Origin of the sequence: Streptomyces sp. NPDC093018, assembly GCF_040684035.1 — a bacterium.
Classification (GTDB): Bacteria; Actinomycetota; Actinomycetes; order Streptomycetales; family Streptomycetaceae; genus Streptomyces; species Streptomyces murinus.
The window spans coordinates 104,409-122,723 of the sequence record NZ_JBFBFF010000019.1 but is presented as its reverse complement, the minus strand read 5'-3'; the positions used below and the strand labels follow the sequence as shown (position 1 = coordinate 122,723).

The 18,315-nt window shown below is 72.8% G+C and carries 15 protein-coding genes and 1 pseudogene; 9 read left to right on the top strand and 7 right to left on the bottom strand.

Annotated elements, in window-relative coordinates:
• Positions 1 to 22: 22 nt before the first annotated feature.
• The 4 genes and pseudogenes from AB0N90_RS31855 to AB0N90_RS31840 form a co-directional block, all read right to left on the bottom strand.
• Positions 23 to 610 carry a TetR/AcrR family transcriptional regulator gene (locus tag AB0N90_RS31855; protein ID WP_365202456.1) on the bottom strand — a complete coding sequence of 196 codons (588 nt, stop codon included), beginning with the start codon at positions 608 to 610 and terminating at the stop codon, positions 23 to 25.
• A gap of 141 nt (positions 611 to 751) precedes the next feature.
• On the bottom strand, positions 752 to 1,192 hold the full coding sequence (locus tag AB0N90_RS31850; RefSeq protein WP_365202454.1) for a MarR family transcriptional regulator: 441 nt from the start codon (positions 1,190 to 1,192) through the stop codon (positions 752 to 754).
• A 78-nt stretch (positions 1,193 to 1,270) separates the two neighbouring features.
• Positions 1,271 to 1,633 carry a DUF6204 family protein gene (locus AB0N90_RS31845; protein WP_365202452.1) on the bottom strand — a complete coding sequence of 121 codons (363 nt, stop codon included), beginning with the start codon at positions 1,631 to 1,633 and terminating at the stop codon, positions 1,271 to 1,273.
• 604 nt (positions 1,634 to 2,237) lie between these two features.
• Positions 2,238 to 2,657, bottom strand: a pseudogene (locus tag AB0N90_RS31840) (thioesterase domain-containing protein); the annotation flags it as partial.
• 282 nt (positions 2,658 to 2,939) lie between these two features.
• Here AB0N90_RS31840 and miaB point away from each other — a divergent pair.
• Positions 2,940 to 4,466: a tRNA (N6-isopentenyl adenosine(37)-C2)-methylthiotransferase MiaB gene (gene miaB, locus AB0N90_RS31835; RefSeq protein ID WP_365202450.1), complete on the top strand. Its 1,527-nt coding sequence runs from the start codon at positions 2,940 to 2,942 to the stop codon at positions 4,464 to 4,466.
• Between the two features lie 309 nt (positions 4,467 to 4,775).
• On the top strand, positions 4,776 to 5,492 hold the full coding sequence (locus AB0N90_RS31830; protein WP_365202448.1) for a class III extradiol dioxygenase subunit B-like domain-containing protein: 717 nt from the start codon (positions 4,776 to 4,778) through the stop codon (positions 5,490 to 5,492).
• Between the two features lie 37 nt (positions 5,493 to 5,529).
• On the opposite strand, the gene AB0N90_RS31825 is transcribed toward AB0N90_RS31830, so the two are convergent.
• Together AB0N90_RS31825 and AB0N90_RS31820 are read right to left on the bottom strand one after the other, a co-directional pair.
• Positions 5,530 to 5,814: an antitoxin gene (locus AB0N90_RS31825; RefSeq protein ID WP_365202447.1), complete on the bottom strand. Its 285-nt coding sequence runs from the start codon at positions 5,812 to 5,814 to the stop codon at positions 5,530 to 5,532.
• A 20-nt stretch (positions 5,815 to 5,834) separates the two neighbouring features.
• Positions 5,835 to 5,996 (bottom strand): hypothetical protein, encoded by a 162-nt coding sequence (locus tag AB0N90_RS31820; RefSeq protein ID WP_365202446.1) that lies wholly within the window; start codon positions 5,994 to 5,996, stop codon positions 5,835 to 5,837.
• Between the two features lie 190 nt (positions 5,997 to 6,186).
• Here AB0N90_RS31820 and miaA point away from each other — a divergent pair, with 190 nt between their 5' ends.
• From miaA to hflX, 6 genes are all read left to right on the top strand, one after another.
• Positions 6,187 to 7,125, top strand: coding sequence for a tRNA (adenosine(37)-N6)-dimethylallyltransferase MiaA (miaA, locus tag AB0N90_RS31815; RefSeq protein ID WP_361677659.1), 939 nt, complete (start codon positions 6,187 to 6,189; stop codon positions 7,123 to 7,125).
• 108 nt (positions 7,126 to 7,233) lie between these two features.
• Positions 7,234 to 7,815: a hypothetical protein gene (locus AB0N90_RS31810; RefSeq protein ID WP_365202509.1), complete on the top strand. Its 582-nt coding sequence runs from the start codon at positions 7,234 to 7,236 to the stop codon at positions 7,813 to 7,815.
• A gap of 219 nt (positions 7,816 to 8,034) precedes the next feature.
• On the top strand, positions 8,035 to 8,904 hold the full coding sequence (gene dapF / locus AB0N90_RS31805; RefSeq protein ID WP_365202444.1) for a diaminopimelate epimerase: 870 nt from the start codon (positions 8,035 to 8,037) through the stop codon (positions 8,902 to 8,904).
• Between the two features lie 282 nt (positions 8,905 to 9,186).
• Complete coding sequence (locus AB0N90_RS31800) at positions 9,187 to 11,385, top strand: HD domain-containing protein (RefSeq protein ID WP_365202443.1); 2,199 nt, start codon at positions 9,187 to 9,189, stop codon at positions 11,383 to 11,385.
• Positions 11,386 to 11,667: 282 nt separating this feature from the next.
• Positions 11,668 to 13,266 carry a M1 family metallopeptidase gene (locus tag AB0N90_RS31795; protein WP_365202441.1) on the top strand — a complete coding sequence of 533 codons (1,599 nt, stop codon included), beginning with the start codon at positions 11,668 to 11,670 and terminating at the stop codon, positions 13,264 to 13,266.
• 223 nt (positions 13,267 to 13,489) lie between these two features.
• Positions 13,490 to 14,980 carry a GTPase HflX gene (gene hflX, locus AB0N90_RS31790; RefSeq protein ID WP_148026251.1) on the top strand — a complete coding sequence of 497 codons (1,491 nt, stop codon included), beginning with the start codon at positions 13,490 to 13,492 and terminating at the stop codon, positions 14,978 to 14,980.
• Between the two features lie 114 nt (positions 14,981 to 15,094).
• Here the strand turns inward: hflX and AB0N90_RS31785 are convergent, their stop codons facing one another.
• A complete protein-coding gene (locus AB0N90_RS31785; protein WP_365202440.1) occupies positions 15,095 to 16,324 on the bottom strand; it encodes a hypothetical protein in 1,230 nt (409 codons plus the stop codon).
• 307 nt (positions 16,325 to 16,631) lie between these two features.
• Here AB0N90_RS31785 and AB0N90_RS31780 point away from each other — a divergent pair, with 307 nt between their 5' ends.
• A complete protein-coding gene (locus tag AB0N90_RS31780; RefSeq protein WP_365202439.1) occupies positions 16,632 to 18,284 on the top strand; it encodes a diaminobutyrate--2-oxoglutarate transaminase family protein in 1,653 nt (550 codons plus the stop codon).
• Positions 18,285 to 18,315 lie beyond the last annotated feature (31 nt).

Sequence of the window (18,315 nt, the reverse complement as noted above, 5' to 3'; positions counted from 1 at the left end):
CACCTCCCGGCCGGCTCCTGGGTCACGCCCCGGGGCGCAGGGCGTGGACGAGCAGCTCGTGGATCTCGGCGGCGGCCGCGTCCAGCGGGGCGGTGCTCCGCTCGGCCCGGCACATGACCACCGCGCCCTCGACCGCGGCGATGACGAAGGCGCCCAGCCTGCGGCCGCGTTCCTCGGCCAGGCCGTGCCGGACGAACAGGGCGGCGAGCGCCTGCTGCCAGCGCCCGAAGGCGGCGGCCGCGGACCGGGCCGGAGCGGGTGCCTCGTCATTGGTCTCCACGGCGACCGCGACGATCGGACAGCCCGCTCTGAAGTCGCTGCCCACCAGCTGCTCACGCCACAGCGCGAAGAACGCGTCCACGGCCGCGACCGGATCGTCCGCCCGCGCGGCGGCGTCGATCATCCCCGCGATGAAGTCCCCGGCGAACGCCACCGCCTCGTCGATGAGCTGCGCCCGTCCGCCGGGAAAGTGGTGGTACACCGAGCCCCGGGGAGCACCGCTGTGCGCGAGCACCTTGTCGACACTCGTCCCGCCCGCACCGTACTCACGCAGCAGGGTCACGGCACTGAGAACCATCCGGTCCCGGCTGCCACCCTTACGCGGACTCACCCACCCACCACCTCTCCGGCACCGGGGCCTCTCCGGCACCGGGGCGCGGTGCGATCCCGGTGGACTACCCGCCGGTAACTTATGGTGTATGGCATAGAACATGCAAGGGGAGTGAGCCGCCTTGTTCGCGACGCCCTCGCCTCAGGCTCGCAGCCCGGTACCGCCCAGCCGGGTCAACATGCCTGCGAGAAGCGGGACTTCCTCCTCTGCCCAGGCCGGGGTGGCGAAGAGATCCTCGGCGGTCTCCTCGGCCGTGGCCAGCATTTCCTTCAGCCGGGCCCGGCCCGTGCTGGTCAGCGACGCATAGGCCACGCGCGCGTCCCGGGCGTCCGGCTCCCGGGCGACCAGTCCGATCCGCTCCAGGGGAGCCAGTGCCCGGGTGACCCCGGAGGCCGTCAGCCCCAGCGCCTCGGCGAGATCGACCCGGCGCATCCGGCCGCCGGGCGCCTGTCCCAGCCGGAGCAGCAGGATGAAGTCGGCGAGGCTCACTCCGTGCAGCCCGCCGAGCCGGGCGTCGAACCGCCTGACGAGCGCCGCTTGGGCCCGTATGAGACGCAGGGTGGCGTCCAGGGCGTCACTCATGGTCCATGTCCATCCGGAAGCAGCTCCTTGAGGGTTTCTTGAGTGGTCAAGTTTATGAGGTGGATGAACGCGAAGGCGTCACGCCTCGGACGATGAACGTGCCGCCCGGCGCTGGCGTTTGCCCAGTGGGGCCTGGGAGAGGTCTTCGGCGGAGGAGCGGAGGTTCTTGAAGCCGTAGGCGTGTTCGGAGAGCCAGGTCTTGGCGGCCGTCTCGGCGCGTTCGGTGGCGTCCAGGATGTCCTCCTCCTTCTCGCCGGTGTCGGAGAAGCGGAAGACGAAGGCGGGGCGGGCGGCGATGTCGTAGGTCAGGCTGCCCTCGGGGGTGAAGGCGGCGCGCAGCACGTCGTGGGCGGCGGCGTCGGCGAGCAGCGCGGCGCGCTGGTCGTCGGTGAGGCCGTCGAAGACACCGCGCACGGTGATGCGGAAGGTTCGGGTGCTCATCCCACGACCTTAGGCAGGCCGGGGTGTGGTTCTCCACCGGCTTTTCGCGCCGGTGCCGGGACGGGGCTAGGTGCGCGCCGCGCTCGGCGCAGAGGATCGCGAGGACGAGGGACAGCAGCAGGGCTCGGGGCAGCACCCGGCGGTTCCGGCCCGCCCGGGTCGTCGTACTGCCTTCGGTGCCGTCGTCCGGCGGGGCCGCCCGCAGGGTCCTGCGGGGCGCCGCGCATGGTCGCGATGCCCGTCCGGACCAGCTAGGTAAGCGGCGGACGCTCGACCCGGCCGAGGTGCGCTCTCCCCAGGCTCCCAGTTCCTCCGTCGCGATCCGGTGATCCTCGCCGCCGAACACGCAGCGCTCGGTAGTCGGCGCGCAGCGCGCCCGCGGTCGGCTCCCGCAGTTCGGCCGAGGCCGGCACCTCCTCGGATAGTCCACCGTGCAGCCCGGCGACGGTGTCGGGCAGCTCGTCGTCGGGGAGCCGGAGCAACCGGCCGCCCGTATGCGGCAGATGGGGTGTCCGGAAGCCCGAGACGACCAGCCGGGCGGCAATGGGCGTCCGGCTGCGACAAGGGCGCGTGTCACCTCGTAGGCGAACAGGGCGCGCAGGCTGCGCCCGAAGAAGGCGAACCGGCCCGTGGCGAGCGGCACTTCGGTGAGAAACGCCTCTACAAGTTCCCGCACCGAGGCGGGTACGGCCTCGGTCAGCCGCGGCACCCGGCCCGGCGGCTGGATCGTGTGCACACGCCGTGCGCAGTCGCGGGACCAGTGCGGATACTCGGCGGCCGTACCGCCTCCGCGCGGAAAGCAGTACAGGTCGCAGACGGCGGCGCGCGGCGCGCCGCCGAGCAACCAGTCGGACACATGCCTCCTCGCACTCCTGCTTGCCGTCGGGTGGCCGGATGGCCGGCGAGGGCGTCGGCCGTGAAGTGGTCGAAGGCATCCTTGGGCCGCAGCGGGACGCCCAGTTCGCCGCGGGCCTTGGCGCAGATGACCGGGGTGGTGGCCGAATCGAATCGAATCGAATCGCATGGAATGGAATGGAATCGAATCGCGCCGGGTCGGCCCGATCCGGATCGCCTTGATCTGCCTCAGGTCACCTCAGGTCACCTCAGGTCACTTCGGGTCACCTCAGGCCACCTCAGGCCACCTCAGAGGCGATGGGCGCATCCCGGTAAGGGGCATTCCGCTTTTCGGTCGTCGCCGAAGGGGCGGCCGGGTCTCCTGGGGTGTTCTTTGCCCGCCCCTCGGCCGGAACCGGGTCCTGGCGAACGGGGCGGCGAACCCCTTCCCGGGACCGCCTACCCTTGAGCCATGACCAGCAGCAGCGACCGGAGCCCCGCAGTGGACGTGCCCGCACCCAAGAGCTACGAGATCCGCACCTATGGGTGCCAGATGAACGTGCACGATTCCGAGCGATTGGCCGGGCTGCTGGAAGAGGCAGGGTACGTGCGGGCGCCGGAGGACGCCGACGGCGACGCGGACGTCGTCGTCTTCAACACGTGCGCGGTACGGGAGAACGCCGACAACCGGCTGTACGGCAACCTCGGCCGGCTCGCGCCGCGCAAGGTGTCCCGGCCCGGCATGCAGATCGCGGTCGGCGGCTGCCTCGCGCAGAAGGACCGCGACACCATCGTGCGCAAGGCGCCCTGGGTGGACGTCGTCTTCGGCACGCACAACATCGGCAAACTTCCCGTGCTGCTGGAGCGCGCCCGCGTCCAGGAGGAGGCGCAGGTCGAGATCGCCGAGTCGCTGGAGGCGTTCCCCTCCACGCTGCCGACGCGCCGCGAGAGCGCGTACGCCGCCTGGGTCTCGATCTCCGTCGGCTGCAACAACACCTGCACCTTCTGCATCGTCCCGGCGCTGCGCGGCAAGGAGAAGGACCGCCGGCCCGGCGACATCCTCGCCGAGGTCGAGACGCTGGTCGCCGAGGGCGTCTCGGAGATCACGCTGCTCGGTCAGAACGTCAACGCGTACGGCTCCGACATCGGCGACCGCGAGGCCTTCAGCAAGCTGCTGCGCGCCTGCGGCAACATCGAGGGCCTGGAGCGGGTCCGGTTCACCTCCCCGCACCCGCGTGACTTCACCGACGACGTCATCGCGGCCATGGCCGAGACGCCGAACGTGATGCCGCAGCTGCACATGCCGCTCCAGTCCGGCTCGGACACGGTCCTCAAGGCGATGCGCCGCTCCTACCGGCAGGAGCGGTACCTCGGGATCATCGAGAAGGTGCGCGCGGCGATCCCGCACGCGGCGATCACCACCGACATCATCGTGGGCTTCCCCGGCGAGACCGAGGCCGACTTCGAGGAGACGCTGCACGCGGTGCGCGAGGCGCGGTTCGCGCAGGCCTTCACCTTCCAGTACTCCAAGCGGCCCGGGACCCCGGCCGCGACCATGGACGACCAGATCCCCAAGGAGGTCGTGCAGGCGCGGTACGAGCGGCTCGTCGCGCTCCAGGAGGAGATCTCCTGGGAGGAGAACAAGAAGCAGGTCGGCCGCACGCTGGAGCTGATGGTCGCGGAGGGCGAGGGCCGCAAGGACGGCGCCACGCACCGGCTCTCCGGGCGCGCCCCCGACAACCGCCTGGTCCACTTCACCAAGCCGGAGCAGGAGGTACGGCCCGGCGACGTGGTCACCGTCGAGGTGACGTACGCCGCCCCGCACCACCTCCTCGCCGAGGGCCAGGTCCTCGCCGTGCGCCGCACCCGCGCCGGTGACGCCTGGGAGAAGCGCACCACCGAGGCGGCCGCCAAGCCGGCCGGCGTCATGCTGGGCATCCCGAAGATCGGCGCCCCGGCCCCGCTCCCGGCGGCGACCAGCGGATGCGGCTGCGACTGAGGTGCCCGGACCCGTGGGCCGGCGCCGCCCTCGGGCGACCGTGAAGCCGAGCCGACACCGCTGAGGGTGTAGTCCCGGCCGCCGCCGCACGGGCCGCCCCGTACGGTGTTCGCTTCGCGGTCCGGCCCTCACAGGCCGTCCCGCGCGCCCTCGTCCGCCCGGCCGCCCCTGACATCCCGGAGGCGGGCGGTGAGGTGGGGCGCCGACACCGGCGGAGCCATGGCCCTCTGCCAGGCCGGCCGCCGCGGCTCCGCAGGGTCACCCGGCCAGGCTGCCCGCCCGCGGCCCCGCCGGGTTACCCTGCCGATCATGCTTGTCGCCGCCGCCGTCTGTCCCTGTCCGCCGCTGCTCGTGCCCGAGGTCGCCGTGGGTGCCGCGCCCGAGATGGACGCCGCGCGTGCGGCCTGTACGGACGCGCTCGGTGTGCTCGCGGCCGCCCGGCCGGATCTGCTGATCGTCGTCGGGCCCGCCGGACCGGGCGAGGGCGGGGTGTTCCCGCGGGGTGCCCGGGGGACGTTCAAGGGGTACGGCGTCGACCTGGACGTCCGCCTGGGGGACGGCGCACACGACGCCGCGACGGCGCCCCGGCTGCCGTCCTCGCTGGCCGTCGGCGCCTGGCTGCTGGAGCGGACCGGCTGGGCGGACGCCCCGGTCGAGGGTCTCGGCGCGGAGGAGACGCTCACGCCCGAGCGGTGCGCCGAGACCGGGCGGGAACTCGGCGGACGTGCCGACCGGGTGGCCCTCCTCGTCCTGGGTGACGGGAGCGCGTGCCGCACGGTCAAGGCCCCGGGCTACCTGGACGAACGCGCCGCCCCGTACGACGCCGCGGCGGCCCGCGCCCTGGCCGCGGCCGACCTCCCCGCCCTGCTCTCCCTGGACGCCGACCTCGCCCGCACCCTGAAGTCATCGGGCCGCGCCCCCTGGCAGATCCTGGCCGGTGCCGCCGAGGGCGCGGACCTCGACGGCAGCCTGCTGTACGAGGACGCGCCCTACGGGGTGGGATACCTGGTCGCGAGCTGGTCCTAGCCCAGGTTCGCGAGCCGGTCCTGGCCCAGGTCCTCGCTCACGAGGCCGGCGGCGGCCCCTGCGGCGGCGTGGGGGGATTCGGCTGCGCGCCCGGCGTGCCGTCCGGATGCTCGTCCATGTGCGCCAGGCGGTCCATGGCGTCCTTCGCCTTGCCCGTGCCCGCCTGGATCTTGTCGCTGTACTTGTGCTTGGTGCGGTCGTCGACGGCCTTGGCCGCCTTGTCGAGGCCCTGTGACACCTTGTCGCCGTGCTGGCGCGCGAGGTCGGACATCTTGTCCTTGGCCGGGCCGAGCTTGGCCTTCATGTTGTCGAACAGACCCATGATCCACCTTCCCTCGCGGGTTACTTGCTGACGCCCTTGGCGGGCTGCTGCCGGGGGATCTGGGTGGCCGCGGACGGCTCGTCCGCGCCGGTCGCCCGCACCGGCTCCGTCTCCTCCGCCTCGGCCGCCTCCACCGACACCTGCCGAGTCGTCTTCGACCTGCCCAGGAGCCGTGAAATCATGCCCATATCCACTCCATACGGTACTCGCGCGGGCGAATTCCCGCGTCACACGGTGCGCACGGCCCACGCCGCCCGGGTCACCGCCTCGTACGGCCCGCACGGGCCACCTCGCCCCGGGCAACGACCCGGCGACAGGCTCCGTCACCTAACTCGTTCGAGACCCCGTCGCGAGGTTTGCGAGACTGGTGCGGTGAGCAGCGCATCCCCCGCCCCCCGCGTCATCGCCGTCGTCGGACCCACCGCGGCCGGAAAGTCAGATCTCGGCGTCTTCCTGGCCCAGCGACTCGGCGGCGAGGTCGTCAACGCCGACTCGATGCAGCTGTACCAGGGGATGGACATCGGCACCGCCAAGCTGACACCCGAGGAGCGCGGCGGCGTACCCCACCACCTCCTGGACGTCTGGGACGTCACGGCCACCGCCTCGGTCGCCGAGTACCAGAAGCTGGCCCGCGGCCATATCGACGCACTGCTCGCCGAGGGCCGCTGGCCGATCCTCGTCGGCGGCTCCGGGCTGTACGTCCGCGGCGCCGTCGACAACCTGGAGTTCCCCGGTACCGACCCCGAGGTCCGCGCCCGCCTGGAGGAGGAGCTGGCGCTGCGCGGCTCCGGCGCCCTGCACGCCCGCCTGGCCGCCGCCGACCCCGAGGCCGCGCGTGCGATCCTGCCCGGCAACGGCCGCCGTATCGTCCGCGCCCTGGAGGTGATCGAGATCACCGGCCAGCCCTTCACCGCCAACCTCCCGGGCCATGACTCGGTCTACGACACCGTCCAGATCGGTGTCGATGTGGCCCGCCCGGAGCTGGACGACCGGATCACGCGCCGTGTCGACCGGATGTGGGACGACGGTCTCGTGGACGAGGTGCGCGCGCTGGAGGCGCGGGGGTTGCGCGAGGGGCGTACGGCCTCGCGCGCGCTGGGATACCAGCAGGTGCTCGCGGCGCTGGCCGGTGAGTGCAGCGAAGCGGAGGCGCGCGCCGAGACCGTGCGCGCCACCAAGCGCTTCGCGCGCCGGCAGGATTCCTGGTTCCGCCGCGATCCCCGTGTGCACTGGCTGAGCGGCGCCGAAGCCGACCGGGGGGAACTTCCGGGGCAGGCCCTGACGTTGGTCGAACGACCGGTCACAGCCTGATCACGTGATGGCATCGGGATGCGCCGCCGGTCATCGGCGCGTTCGGCGCCGTGCCATCATCGTGCTTCGATCGACCAAGTGGAGTCCTAGTTGGGAGGGCGCGTGGCGATGGAGGCCGGCCCTCGCGACACCGCACCGGGTGCCGAGCGCGTCACCACCGAGGGTGACCGACCGGACCAGGACGAGGGTCCCCAAGAGGATCTGCGCGAGGACCTCGGAGAAGGTCCTCAGGACGATCTCGACGACGGTCTCGTGCCCGAGGGCGAGGACCGGCTCGCCGACGACGGGCCCGACGACACTACGGACGGCGTGACCGAGGACGGTCCCGCGCCCGAGGAGATGTACACCAGCGGCCCCGAGGTCGAGGTCGAACTGCGTCCGCAGCGCCGGCTGCGCATCTGGCAGCTCGCGCCGATCGTGGGACTGTCCGCCGTCGGCTCCCTGATGTTCGCCTTCCCGCTCGCCTTCGACGGCGACAGCGGCGCCGTCATCGCCATGCTCGGCCTGCTGATCTGCTGCTGCGCCGCCGGCTGGGGCATGATGGCCGCCCGCCGCGTGGGCTACACCTGGCCCGGCCTGCCCCCGCGCGGCTCCGGCCGCCGCCCGGACTGGCGCGTCGTTCTCGGCTACGCCCTGCTGGTCGCCGTGGTGGCCGTACTCGCCGTATGGCGGGTGGCCCGGCTGCGCTGACCGTGCCGGAGCGGGCCCGCCGGAGCAGGCCCAGCCCCTCGGAGCGAGCCAGCCGGAGAACCCGCCCCTCGGAGCGGGCCCGCCGAAGCAGAACCGCCGGATCAATCAAGCCCCTCGGGGCGGGGCCCGGAGCAGGCCCCCGGAGCAGGATGCCCATGCCGCCGCGGCCCCCGTGGTCGTCGTGGAAGCTCTGTCGGACCGACCCCGTACGATCGAGGAATGAGCACGCGGATCGCCTTCCTCAAGGGTCACGGCACGGAGAACGACTTCGTGATCGTCCCGGACCCCGACAACGCCATCGAGCTGTCCCCGGCCGTCGTGACCGCCCTGTGCGACCGCCGGGCCGGCATCGGCGGCGACGGTGTGCTGCATGTGGTGCGCTCCGCCGCGCACCCCGAGGCGCGGGAGCTGGCCGGCGAGGCCGAGTGGTTCATGGACTACCGCAACAGCGACGGCTCGATCGCGGAGATGTGCGGCAACGGCGTCCGCGTCTTCGCCCGCTACCTCCAGCACGCCGGGCATGTCACCGAGGGCGACCTCACCATCGCCACCCGCGGCGGCGTCAAGAGCGCGCACATCGCCAAGGACGGGGACGTGACCGTCGGCATGGGCGGCGCGCGCCTCCCCGAGGGGGACGTCACGGTGCGCGTCGGCGAGCGCAGCTGGCCCGCGCGGAACGTCAACATGGGCAACCCGCACGCGGTCGCCTTCGTGGCCGACCTCGCGCACGCCGGTGACCTGTACAGCCCGCCGCCGGTCAGCCCCGAGGGCGCCTACCCGGACGGTGTCAACGTCGAGTTCGTCGTGGACCGCGGCCCCCGCCATGTCGCGATGCGGGTGCATGAGCGCGGCTCCGGCGAGACCCGCTCCTGCGGCACCGGCGCCTGCGCCGTCGCCGTGGCCACCGCCCGCCGGGACGGCGCCGACCCGGCCGTCACCGGCACCCCCGCGACGTACACCGTGGACGTGCCCGGCGGCCGCCTGGTCATCACCGAACGGACGGACGGACAGATCGAGATGACCGGCCCCGCGGTGATCGTCGCCGAAGGCGTGATCGACGGCGAGTGGCTGGAAAACGCGCTTCGCTGACCTGCCGAAACCGCCCTCGTGACGGCCTCGGGCAGCCGGAGCAGCGGTTCCGGGGGCCGAGGCCGGATCGAATCCACGGACGAGGCCAGGGCAGGTGGCGCAAAACTTAAACCTCCTTTTCGTCGCTCGAATGGGTGATCCGTTTCACGCTCGGCGAGAGGCGGTCTGTCACACGTGGTGGGCTCGATAGCATCAAGCACCGGCACGGACGGGGGAGCGTCGGCACCCTGAGCCGCGCATGCCCTGGGGCTCCGTCCGCCGGTCCACGAGCCGGAGGTGCCCATGAGTGCGGAGGCCACGAACCCTTCGACCCCGGTCCCGGTAGTGCCCACGGCCGCGACGGCCGCCGTGGCACCCGCGTCGGTGCGCCGGAAGTCCCGGCCCAGGATCGACCTGCGCCGGCTCGGCCGGGCCGCGCTGCTCGGGCCGACCGCCCGGGACAGACTGCCCGACGCGATCGGCCATGTGGTGGAGGCGCACCGCGCCCACCATCCCGACGCCGACCTCGAACCGCTGCGCCGCGCCTATGTATTGGCCGAGTCCTCGCACCGCGGCCAGATGCGCAAGAGCGGCGAGCCGTACATCACGCACCCGCTCGCCGTGACCCTCATCCTCGCCGAACTCGGCGCCGAGACCACGACGTTGACGGCCTCGCTGCTGCACGACACCGTCGAGGACACCGAGGTGACGCTGGATCAGGTGCGCGAGCAGTTCGGCGAGGAGGTCCGCTACCTGGTCGACGGCGTCACCAAGCTGGAGAAGGTCGACTACGGGGCCGCCGCCGAACCCGAGACCTTCCGCAAGATGCTCGTGGCCACCGGCAGCGATGTGCGCGTGATGTCGATCAAACTCGCCGACCGGCTGCACAACATGCGCACCCTCGGTGTGATGCGCCGCGAGAAACAGGAGCGGATCGCGGGCGTCACCCGCGACGTCCTCATCCCGCTCGCCGAACGCCTCGGCGTCCAGGCGCTGAAGACCGAACTGGAGGACCTGGTCTTCGCCATCCTCCACCCCGAGGAGTACGAGCACACCAGGGAACTCATCGCGGAGAACGCGGCCCGCACCGCCGATCCGCTCGCCGTGGTCGCCGAGGAGATGCGCGGGGTGCTGCGCGAGGCCGGGATCTCCGCCGAAGTCCTCATCCGCCCGCGCCACTTCGTCTCCGTGCACCGAGTGGCCCGTAAACGCGGGCAGTTGCGGGGCGCCGACTTCGGCCGGCTGCTGGTGCTGGTGGGCGAGGACGCCGACTGTTACGGCGTGCTGGGCGAGTTGCACACCTGTATGACGCCGGTGGTCTCGGAGTTCAAGGACTTCATCGCGGTGCCCAAGTTCAACCTGTACCAGTCGCTGCACACGGCCGTCGCCCGCCCCGACGGGCAGGTGGTCGAAGTCCTCATCCGCACCCACCAGATGCACAAGGTCGCCGAGGCCGGTGTCGTCGCGCTCGGCAACCCCTACGCCTCCGGCACCGACGCCTCCACCACCGACGGTCCGGGCGCCGAGGACCCCGCCGACGGCGAGCGCGCCGACCCCACCCGGCCCGGCTGGCTCTCCCGCCTCCTGGAGTGGCAGCAGGCCGCGCCCGACCCGGACACCTTCTGGTCGACCCTGCGCGAGGACCTCGCCCAGGACCGCGAGATCACCGTCTTCCGCCCGGACGGCGGCACCCTGGGCCTGCCCGAGGGCGCCAGCTGCGTGGACGCCGCCTACGGGCAGTACGGCGAGGACGCGCACGCCTGCATCGGCGCCCGCGTCAACGGCCGCCTGGCCAGGCTGAGCACGGTCCTGAAGGACGGCGACACCGTCGAACTCCTCATGGGCCAGGACCCCGCCTCGGAGCCCTCCCGCGAGTGGCTGGAGCACGCCCACACCCCGGCCGCCCGCATCGCCATCCAGCGCTGGCTGACCACGCACCCCGGCGGCGGCGCCCCCGCCGACGAGCCGGCCGGGTATCGCGCCGACGCCGACTTCCGCGAACGGCGCGGCCATGAGTCCGGGCCCGGGGGACGCCCGCAGGGCGCCGACGTCCGCACCGACCGCCCCGGCGCCGCCGTACGCCTCGCCGGATGCTGTACGCCCGTGCCGCCCGACGAGATCACCGGCTTCCCGGTACGCGGGGGAGTGGTGACCGTGCACCGGGTGGAGTGCGTCGCGGTGGCGCACATGAAGAGCAGGGGGCGCACGGAGATCGGAGTGCGCTGGGGGGAGAGCACCGCGTGCCGGGTCACCCTGGTCGCCGAATCGTTCGGCCGCCGGGGTCTGCTCGCCGACCTCACCGAGGCCATCGCGCTGGCGGGCGGCGACATCGTCTCCGCCACGGTCGAACCACCGAGCGAGCAGCGGGTGCGCCACACCTACACCCTCCAACTCCCCGACGCCGCGGGCCTGCCCGCCCTCATGCGCGCCATGCGCGACGTCCCGGGCGTCTACGACGTGAGCCGCACCCAGAACCAGGCACCGGCCCCGAGGCTGCCGTAGCGGAAGGGCCGCCGCACCGCGCCCGCGAATCCCCTCGGCGGGCCGCCGCACCACGCCCGTGAACCCCTTCAGCGGGCCGCCGCACCGCGCCTGCGAACCCTCTCGGCGAGCGTTCCCAGGTGCGCCGGGCGTCCGGACCCGCAGGGCCCGCTCGGTCGGCCGGGGCGGCCGCTCAGGGCCGGGCCGGATGTTCCGGCGCCCCGCCCACCGCGGGCAACCCGTTCGGGTGGGACAGGCGCGCGTCGCCGACGTGTGGTGGGCGGGCGCTGGTAGCGGTGGTCCATGCTGCTCAACCCCCGCCACCGGGCCACCCCTGCCCCTGCTCCTGTCCCCGCCACCCACCACTGGGCCACCCCCGCCTCCGCCCCCGCCCCCCGGCGCCGGACGGCCCCCCGCCGCCGCAAGGCCGTCCTGCTCGCCTCCGCCGCCTCCGTCTGCTCCCTGTGCCTGCTCGGGGCCGCCGCCCCGCCCGAGCCGCTCGGCATCGGCGACCGGCTGTACCCGACGCTGGGCAACCCCGGATACGACGTCGCGTCGTACGACGTGAACCTCACCTACCCCGGCGCCAACGACAAGCCGCTCCAGGCCGTCACCACCATCGACGCCTGGGTCACCGCAGACCTGGACCGCCTCAACCTGGACTTCGCGCGCGGCACCGTCCGCTCCGTCGAGGTCGACGGCGTCCCCGCGGACTTCCAGAGCGCCGGGGAGGACCTGGTCGTCACCCCCGTCCAGCCGCTGCGCCGGGGCGACTGGGTACGGATCACCGTGCGGCACACCAGCGACCCCCGGCCCACCGCGGACCAGAAGGGCGACGGCGGCTGGGTGCCCACCACCGACGGACTCGTCATGGCGAACCAGGCCGACGCCGCCCACCTGGTCTTCCCGTGCAACGACCACCCCTCCGACAAGGCGATGTTCACCTTCCGCATCACCGCGCCCAACGCCTACACCGTGGTCGCCAACGGCCTGCCCACCGGATCGCGGCGCACCGGCTCCAGCACCACCTGGACCTATCGCACCGAGCACCCCATGGCCACCGAGCTGGCCCAGGTCTCCATCGGCCGCTCCGACGTGCCGCGCCGCGAGGGCCCCCACGGACTGCCCCTGCGCGATGTCGTGCCCAGCGCCGACCGCAAGACCCTCGAACCCTGGCTCGCCAAGACGCCCGACCAGATCGCCTGGATGGAGAGCAAGGTCGGCCCCTACCCGTTCGAGACGTACGGCGTGATCATGGCGAACGCCACCACCGGGTTCGAACTGGAGACACAGACCCTCTCGCTCTTCGAGAAGAACCTGTTCACCGAGCCCGCCTACCCCAAGTGGTACGTCGAGTCGGTCATGGTGCACGAGCTGTCCCACCAGTGGTTCGGCGACAGCGTCAGCCCCGCCACCTGGTCCGACGTGTGGCTGAACGAGGGGCACGCGACCTGGTACGAGGCCCTGTACGCGCAGGAGAAGGGCCACCAGCCGATGATCGACCGGATGAAGGCCGCCTACGCCGCCTCCGACGGCTGGCGTGCCTCCGGCGGCCCGCCCGCCCGGCCCAAGCTGCCCGCGCCCGGCCAGAAGATCAGCATCTTCCGGCCCAGCGTCTACGACGGCGCGGCCCTCGCCCTCTACGCCCTGCGGCAGGAGATCGGCCGCCCGGCCTTCGAGCGCCTGGAACGGCTCTGGGTCCGCGACCACCGCGACGCCAACGCCTCCACCGAGGACTACATCGCCCTGGCCTCCGAGGTCGCGGGCCGGGACCTCAGCGGCTTCCTGCACGGCTGGCTGTACGGCGAGAAGACCCCGCCGATGCCCGGCCACCCGGACTGGAAGCCGGCCGACCCGCCCGCGAAGTCCCCGAAGGCGGCCAAGCGACCGGCCCACAGGTGAGCCGGCGGACGGCGCCCCGGCCCCGGGAAACCGGGGCGGCGGTCACGATCCGCCCCCGCGATAACACGGTGACGCGACGCGCCGCCACGTGCGACCATCTTCGGGTCGGCGCCGCGCGGGACACGGGAATCTCCCGGGGTACCCGAGCGTTGACCACGACGAGCGGCCCTGCCGGGCCGCCGTACCGACGCCGCCATGGCACTCCCATCGACGTAAGGATCCAATGACCTCCTCTTCTTCCCCTTCCCAGGACGCCAAGCGCACGGCGCACGCCTACCCCGAGGGTCTTCGGGCCGATGCCCTGATGGAAGAGGACGTCGCCTGGAGCCACGAGATCGACGGAGAGCGGGACGGCGAGCAGTTCGACCGCTCCGAGCGCGCGGCCCTGCGCCGCGTGGTGGGTCTGTCCACCGAGCTGGAGGACGTCACCGAGGTCGAGTACCGCCAGCTCCGTCTGGAGCGGGTCGTGCTCGTCGGCGTGTGGACCACCGGCACCGTGCAGGACGCCGACAACTCCCTCGCGGAGCTGGCCGCCCTCGCGGAGACGGCGGGCGCCCTCGTGCTCGACGGCGTCATCCAGCGCCGCGACAAGCCCGACGCGGCCACCTACATCGGCTCCGGCAAGGCCCTGGAGCTGCGCGACATCGTCATGGAGACGGGCGCGGACACCGTGATCTGCGACGGTGAACTGAGCCCCGGCCAGCTGATCCAGCTGGAGGACGTCGTCAAGGTCAAGGTCATCGACCGCACCGCCCTGATCCTGGACATCTTCGCCCAGCACGCCAAGTCCCGTGAGGGCAAGGCACAGGTCGCGCTCGCCCAGATGCAGTACATGCTGCCGAGGCTGCGCGGCTGGGGCCAGTCGCTGTCCCGGCAGATGGGTGGCGGTCGCGGCGGCCTCGCCACGCGTGGTCCCGGTGAGACCAAGATCGAGACGGACCGGCGCCGGATCCGCGAGAAGATGGCGAAGATGCGCCGGGAGATCGCGGACATGAAGACCGGCCGCGAGATCAAGCGCCAGGAGCGCCGGCGCAACAAGGTGCCCTCCGTCGCCATCGCCGGTTACACCAACGCCGGCAAGTCCTCGCTGCTCAACCGGCTCACCGGCGCGGGCGTCCTGGTCGAGAACGCGCTGTTCGCGACCCTGGACCCGACCGTGCGCCGGGCGGAGACCCCGAGCGGTCGGCTGTACACCCTGGCGGACACCGTCGGCTTCGTCCGGCATCTGCCCCACCACCTGGTCGAGGCGTTCCGCTCCACCATGGAGGAGGTCGGCGACTCCGACCTGATCCTGCACGTGGTGGACGGCTCGCACCCGGTCCCCGAGGAGCAGCTCGCCGCCGTGCGCGAGGTCATCCGGGACGTCGGTGCCACCGGCGTGCCCGAGATCGTCGTGATCAACAAGGCGGACGCGGCCGACCCGCTGGTCCTCCAGCGGCTGCTGCGCGTCGAGAAGCGCTCCATCGCCGTCTCGGCCCGCACCGGCCAGGGCATCGCCGAGCTGCTCGCGCTCATCGACGAGGAGCTGCCGCGCCCCGAGGTCGAGGTCGAGGCGCTGGTGCCGTACACCCACGGCAAGCTGGTCGCGCGCGCCCACACCGAGGGCGAGGTGATCTCCGAGGAGCACACCGCGGAGGGCACCCTGCTCAAGGTCCGGGTGCACGAGGAGCTGGCGGCGGACCTGGCGCCGTACACGCCGGTCTCCGCGGCCTGACCCACGGCAGCACGAAGGCCCGCCACCCCCTCGGGGGCGGCGGGCCTTCGTCGTACCGGCTCACGGCCGTACAGGCTACGGCCGTGAAGGATCACGTCGTACGGTCCGCAGGGCTTACTGTCCGGCGAACTTGTCGCTGACCGACTTGTACACGCCCTTGGCCACATCGCCGAAGCGGGGACCCGCCAGCCAGCCGGACGTCACCGGGCCGATCGAGGTGTTGGACACCAGCTCGGGCTTGCCGTCCGAACCGGTCTCCACCCAGCCGCCGCCGGAGGCGCCACCGGTCATGGTGCAGCCGATCCGGTACATCGTCGGGTCGGCCTGGTCCATCGACAGCCGGCCCGGCTTGTCCTGGCACTGGTACAGCAGCTGACCGTCGTACGGCGCCGCCGCCGGGTAGCCCGAGGCCGTCATGTCCCGCACCTTCGGCACGGCGGGCGCGTCGAAGTCCACCGGCAGCGCCCCGCCGACGGTCTCCTCCAGCGACTTGCCGCCGTTGCCCTGCTCCGGCGTCACATGGATGACCGCGAAGTCGTACGGCGCCCCGTCGCCACCGGTCTCGCCGCCCTTGTCGATCCACTGCTGGGAGGTCTGCGCCGCGTCCGCCCACCAGACGCCGTACGGGGCGATCTGCTCCCGGGAGGCGTGCTGGAGCTGGTCGACCGACTGGGCCGCGTTGTTGTACGACGGCACGAAGGCGAGGTTGCGGTACCAGCCGCCGCTCTTGCCGGCGTGCACACAGTGGCCCGCCGTCCACACGAGGTTGGACTTGCCGGGGTGCGCGGGGTCCTCCACGACGGTGCCCGAGCAGACCATGTGGCCCTCGGGGGAGTCGAAGAACACCTTGCCCGAGGTGGCCGCGTTGGCGTGGTACGGCGCCGCGACCTGCTGCGCCTTCACCGGCTGCGGGGTCGGGTCGGTCACGCCCTGGTCACCGGAGATGTCGTTGTCATGGACGCCCTTGTCCGGGTCGCCCGCGTGCCGCATCCGGTCCGGGTCCCACAGGCCCTTGATGATCGGGTTGATGAAGTCGTTGGCCTCGCGCAGCCAGTCCTTGCGGTTCCAGTCCTTCCAGGCGCCGTTCTTCCACTTGTCGATGTCGATCCCGTGCTCCTTGAGCTTCTGGCGCACATCGTCCGGGATCTTGATCTTTCCGTCGCCGGTGCCGGCCGCGGCCGCGGAGGCGGACGGATTGCCGTCGGCTTGGTCGTCGCCGTTGCAGGCGGTGGCGGTCAGCGCCAGTGCCGAGGCGAGGGCGACCGCCGCCAGCGAGGTCGAGGCGCGGCGGGTGCGGATGCCCCTTCCTCGCCGGTCGGTGGACGACGGCCGTATGGATCGCATGCTCGTGACTCCCCGTGTGGTGACGGAACTTCGGCGCTCGGCCAGGACAGCGGCGGTCCCCTCAGGGAGAGTTCGGGCCGGTGCCTCGACCTTTCGGAACGGCATCACACCCTATGCGTTCGGCGCCCCCGACTTTTGCCGGTACGGCAACGGTTTCGCTACGAGCGGCGCGCGGACCGGCGTATCGATCCGGGGCGAGGCCGTGACCCCGGCGCCCGGTGAGCGGTTGTAGGCGGCGGGGGGCCCGCTGCCTGTCCTTGGTCCCCGTGGATCAACTCGCCTGTTTACAGCGGGAGGACAGCCAGCCGTGGCCGTGACCGAGTCGTTGGCGGAAGAAGCGCACGGGCCGGCGGGTGCCGTGCACGAGGGGATCCTGCGGCGCCAGTCGGCGCGCGAGTCCTCGGCGCGCACCTACGCACGGGCCCTGCCCATCGTGCCCGTGCGGGCGCGCGGGCTGACCATCGAGGGCGCGGACGGCCGCCGCTATCTGGACTGCCTCTCCGGCGCGGGCACGCTCGCGCTCGGCCACAACCATCCGGTGGTCCTGGCGGCCGTGCGCCAAGTCCTGGACTCCGGCGCCCCGTTGTCGGTCCTCGACCTCGCGACCCCGGTCAAGGACGCGTTCATCACCGAGCTGTTCCGCACCCTTCCGCCGGGTCTCGCCGGGCGGGCGCGGGTGCAGTTCTGTGGACCGGCCGGGACGGACGCCGTCGAGGCCGCGCTCAAACTGGTCCGGACCGCGACCGGCCGCAGCGGTGTCCTCGCCTTCACCGGCGCGTACCACGGCATGACGGCCGGTGCGCTGGCCGTCTCCGGGGGCGCGCCCGAGGTCCAGGCCGCCCGGCTGCCCTACCCACAGGACTACCGCTGCCCCTTCGGCGTCGGCGGCCCGTACGGCGCCGAACTCGCCGCCCGCTGGACCGAGTCGCTCCTGGACGACCCCAAGTCCGGGGTGCCGCTGCCCGCCGGGATGATCCTGGAACCGGTGCAGGGCGAGGGCGGGGTGCTCCCGGCCCCGGACGACTGGCTGCGCCGGATGCGCCGCCTCACCGCGGACCGCGCGATCCCGCTGATCGCCGACGAGGTGCAGACCGGCGTCGGCCGCACCGGCGCCTTCTGGGCCGTCGACCACAGCGGCATCACCCCCGATGTCATGGTCCTCTCCAAGGTCATCGGCGGCAGCCTCCCGCTGGCCGTCATCGTCTACCGCGACGACCTCGACGTCTGGCAGCCGGGCGCCCACGCGGGCACGTTCCGCGGCAACCAGCTCGCGATGGCGGCGGGCACGGCCACGCTGGCGTACGTCCGGGAGAACGGCCTTGCGGAGCGGGCGGGACGGCTCGGAATCCGGATGATGGAGCAACTGCGGTCGGACATCGGCGGGTTGGCGTGCGTGGGGGAGATCCGGGGGCGGGGTCTGATGATCGGGGTGGAGCTGGTGGAACCGGAGGGGACGGGGACGACAGGGGCGCCGGGGACCGGCGAAGGGCCCGGCGCCGCCTTCGGCCGGGGCGGTGGTGCCGTGTCTTCCGGTGGGGAACGGGTGGCCCCCGACCCGGGCGCCGTGCCTTCCGGCGGGGATCGGGTGGCCTACGGCCTCGGTGCCGTGCCTTCCGGTGGGGAGCGCGGGGCGTACGACCCCGGCGCCGCGCCCCTTGAAATGCGGCCCGGCGCCTACGACTTCGGCACCGTGCCCGTCCGCGCACCTCGTCCCGCCGCCCCCGGACTCGCCGCCGCCGTCCAGCGCGAGTGCCTGCGCCGGGGGCTCATCGTGGAGCTCGGCGGGCGGCACTCCTCGGTGGTCAGGCTGCTGCCGCCGCTGACGATCAGCGACGAGCAGACGGCGGCCGTACTGGACCGGCTGACGGACGCGGTGGCGGCGGTGGCCCGGTCCGACGAGAGGCACGGCCCCCACGGGGGACGCGGACACGACCTGGACCCGGGCACGAGCACGGACTGACCGGCCGGGCTGCCGCGCCCCGGCCGCCCCA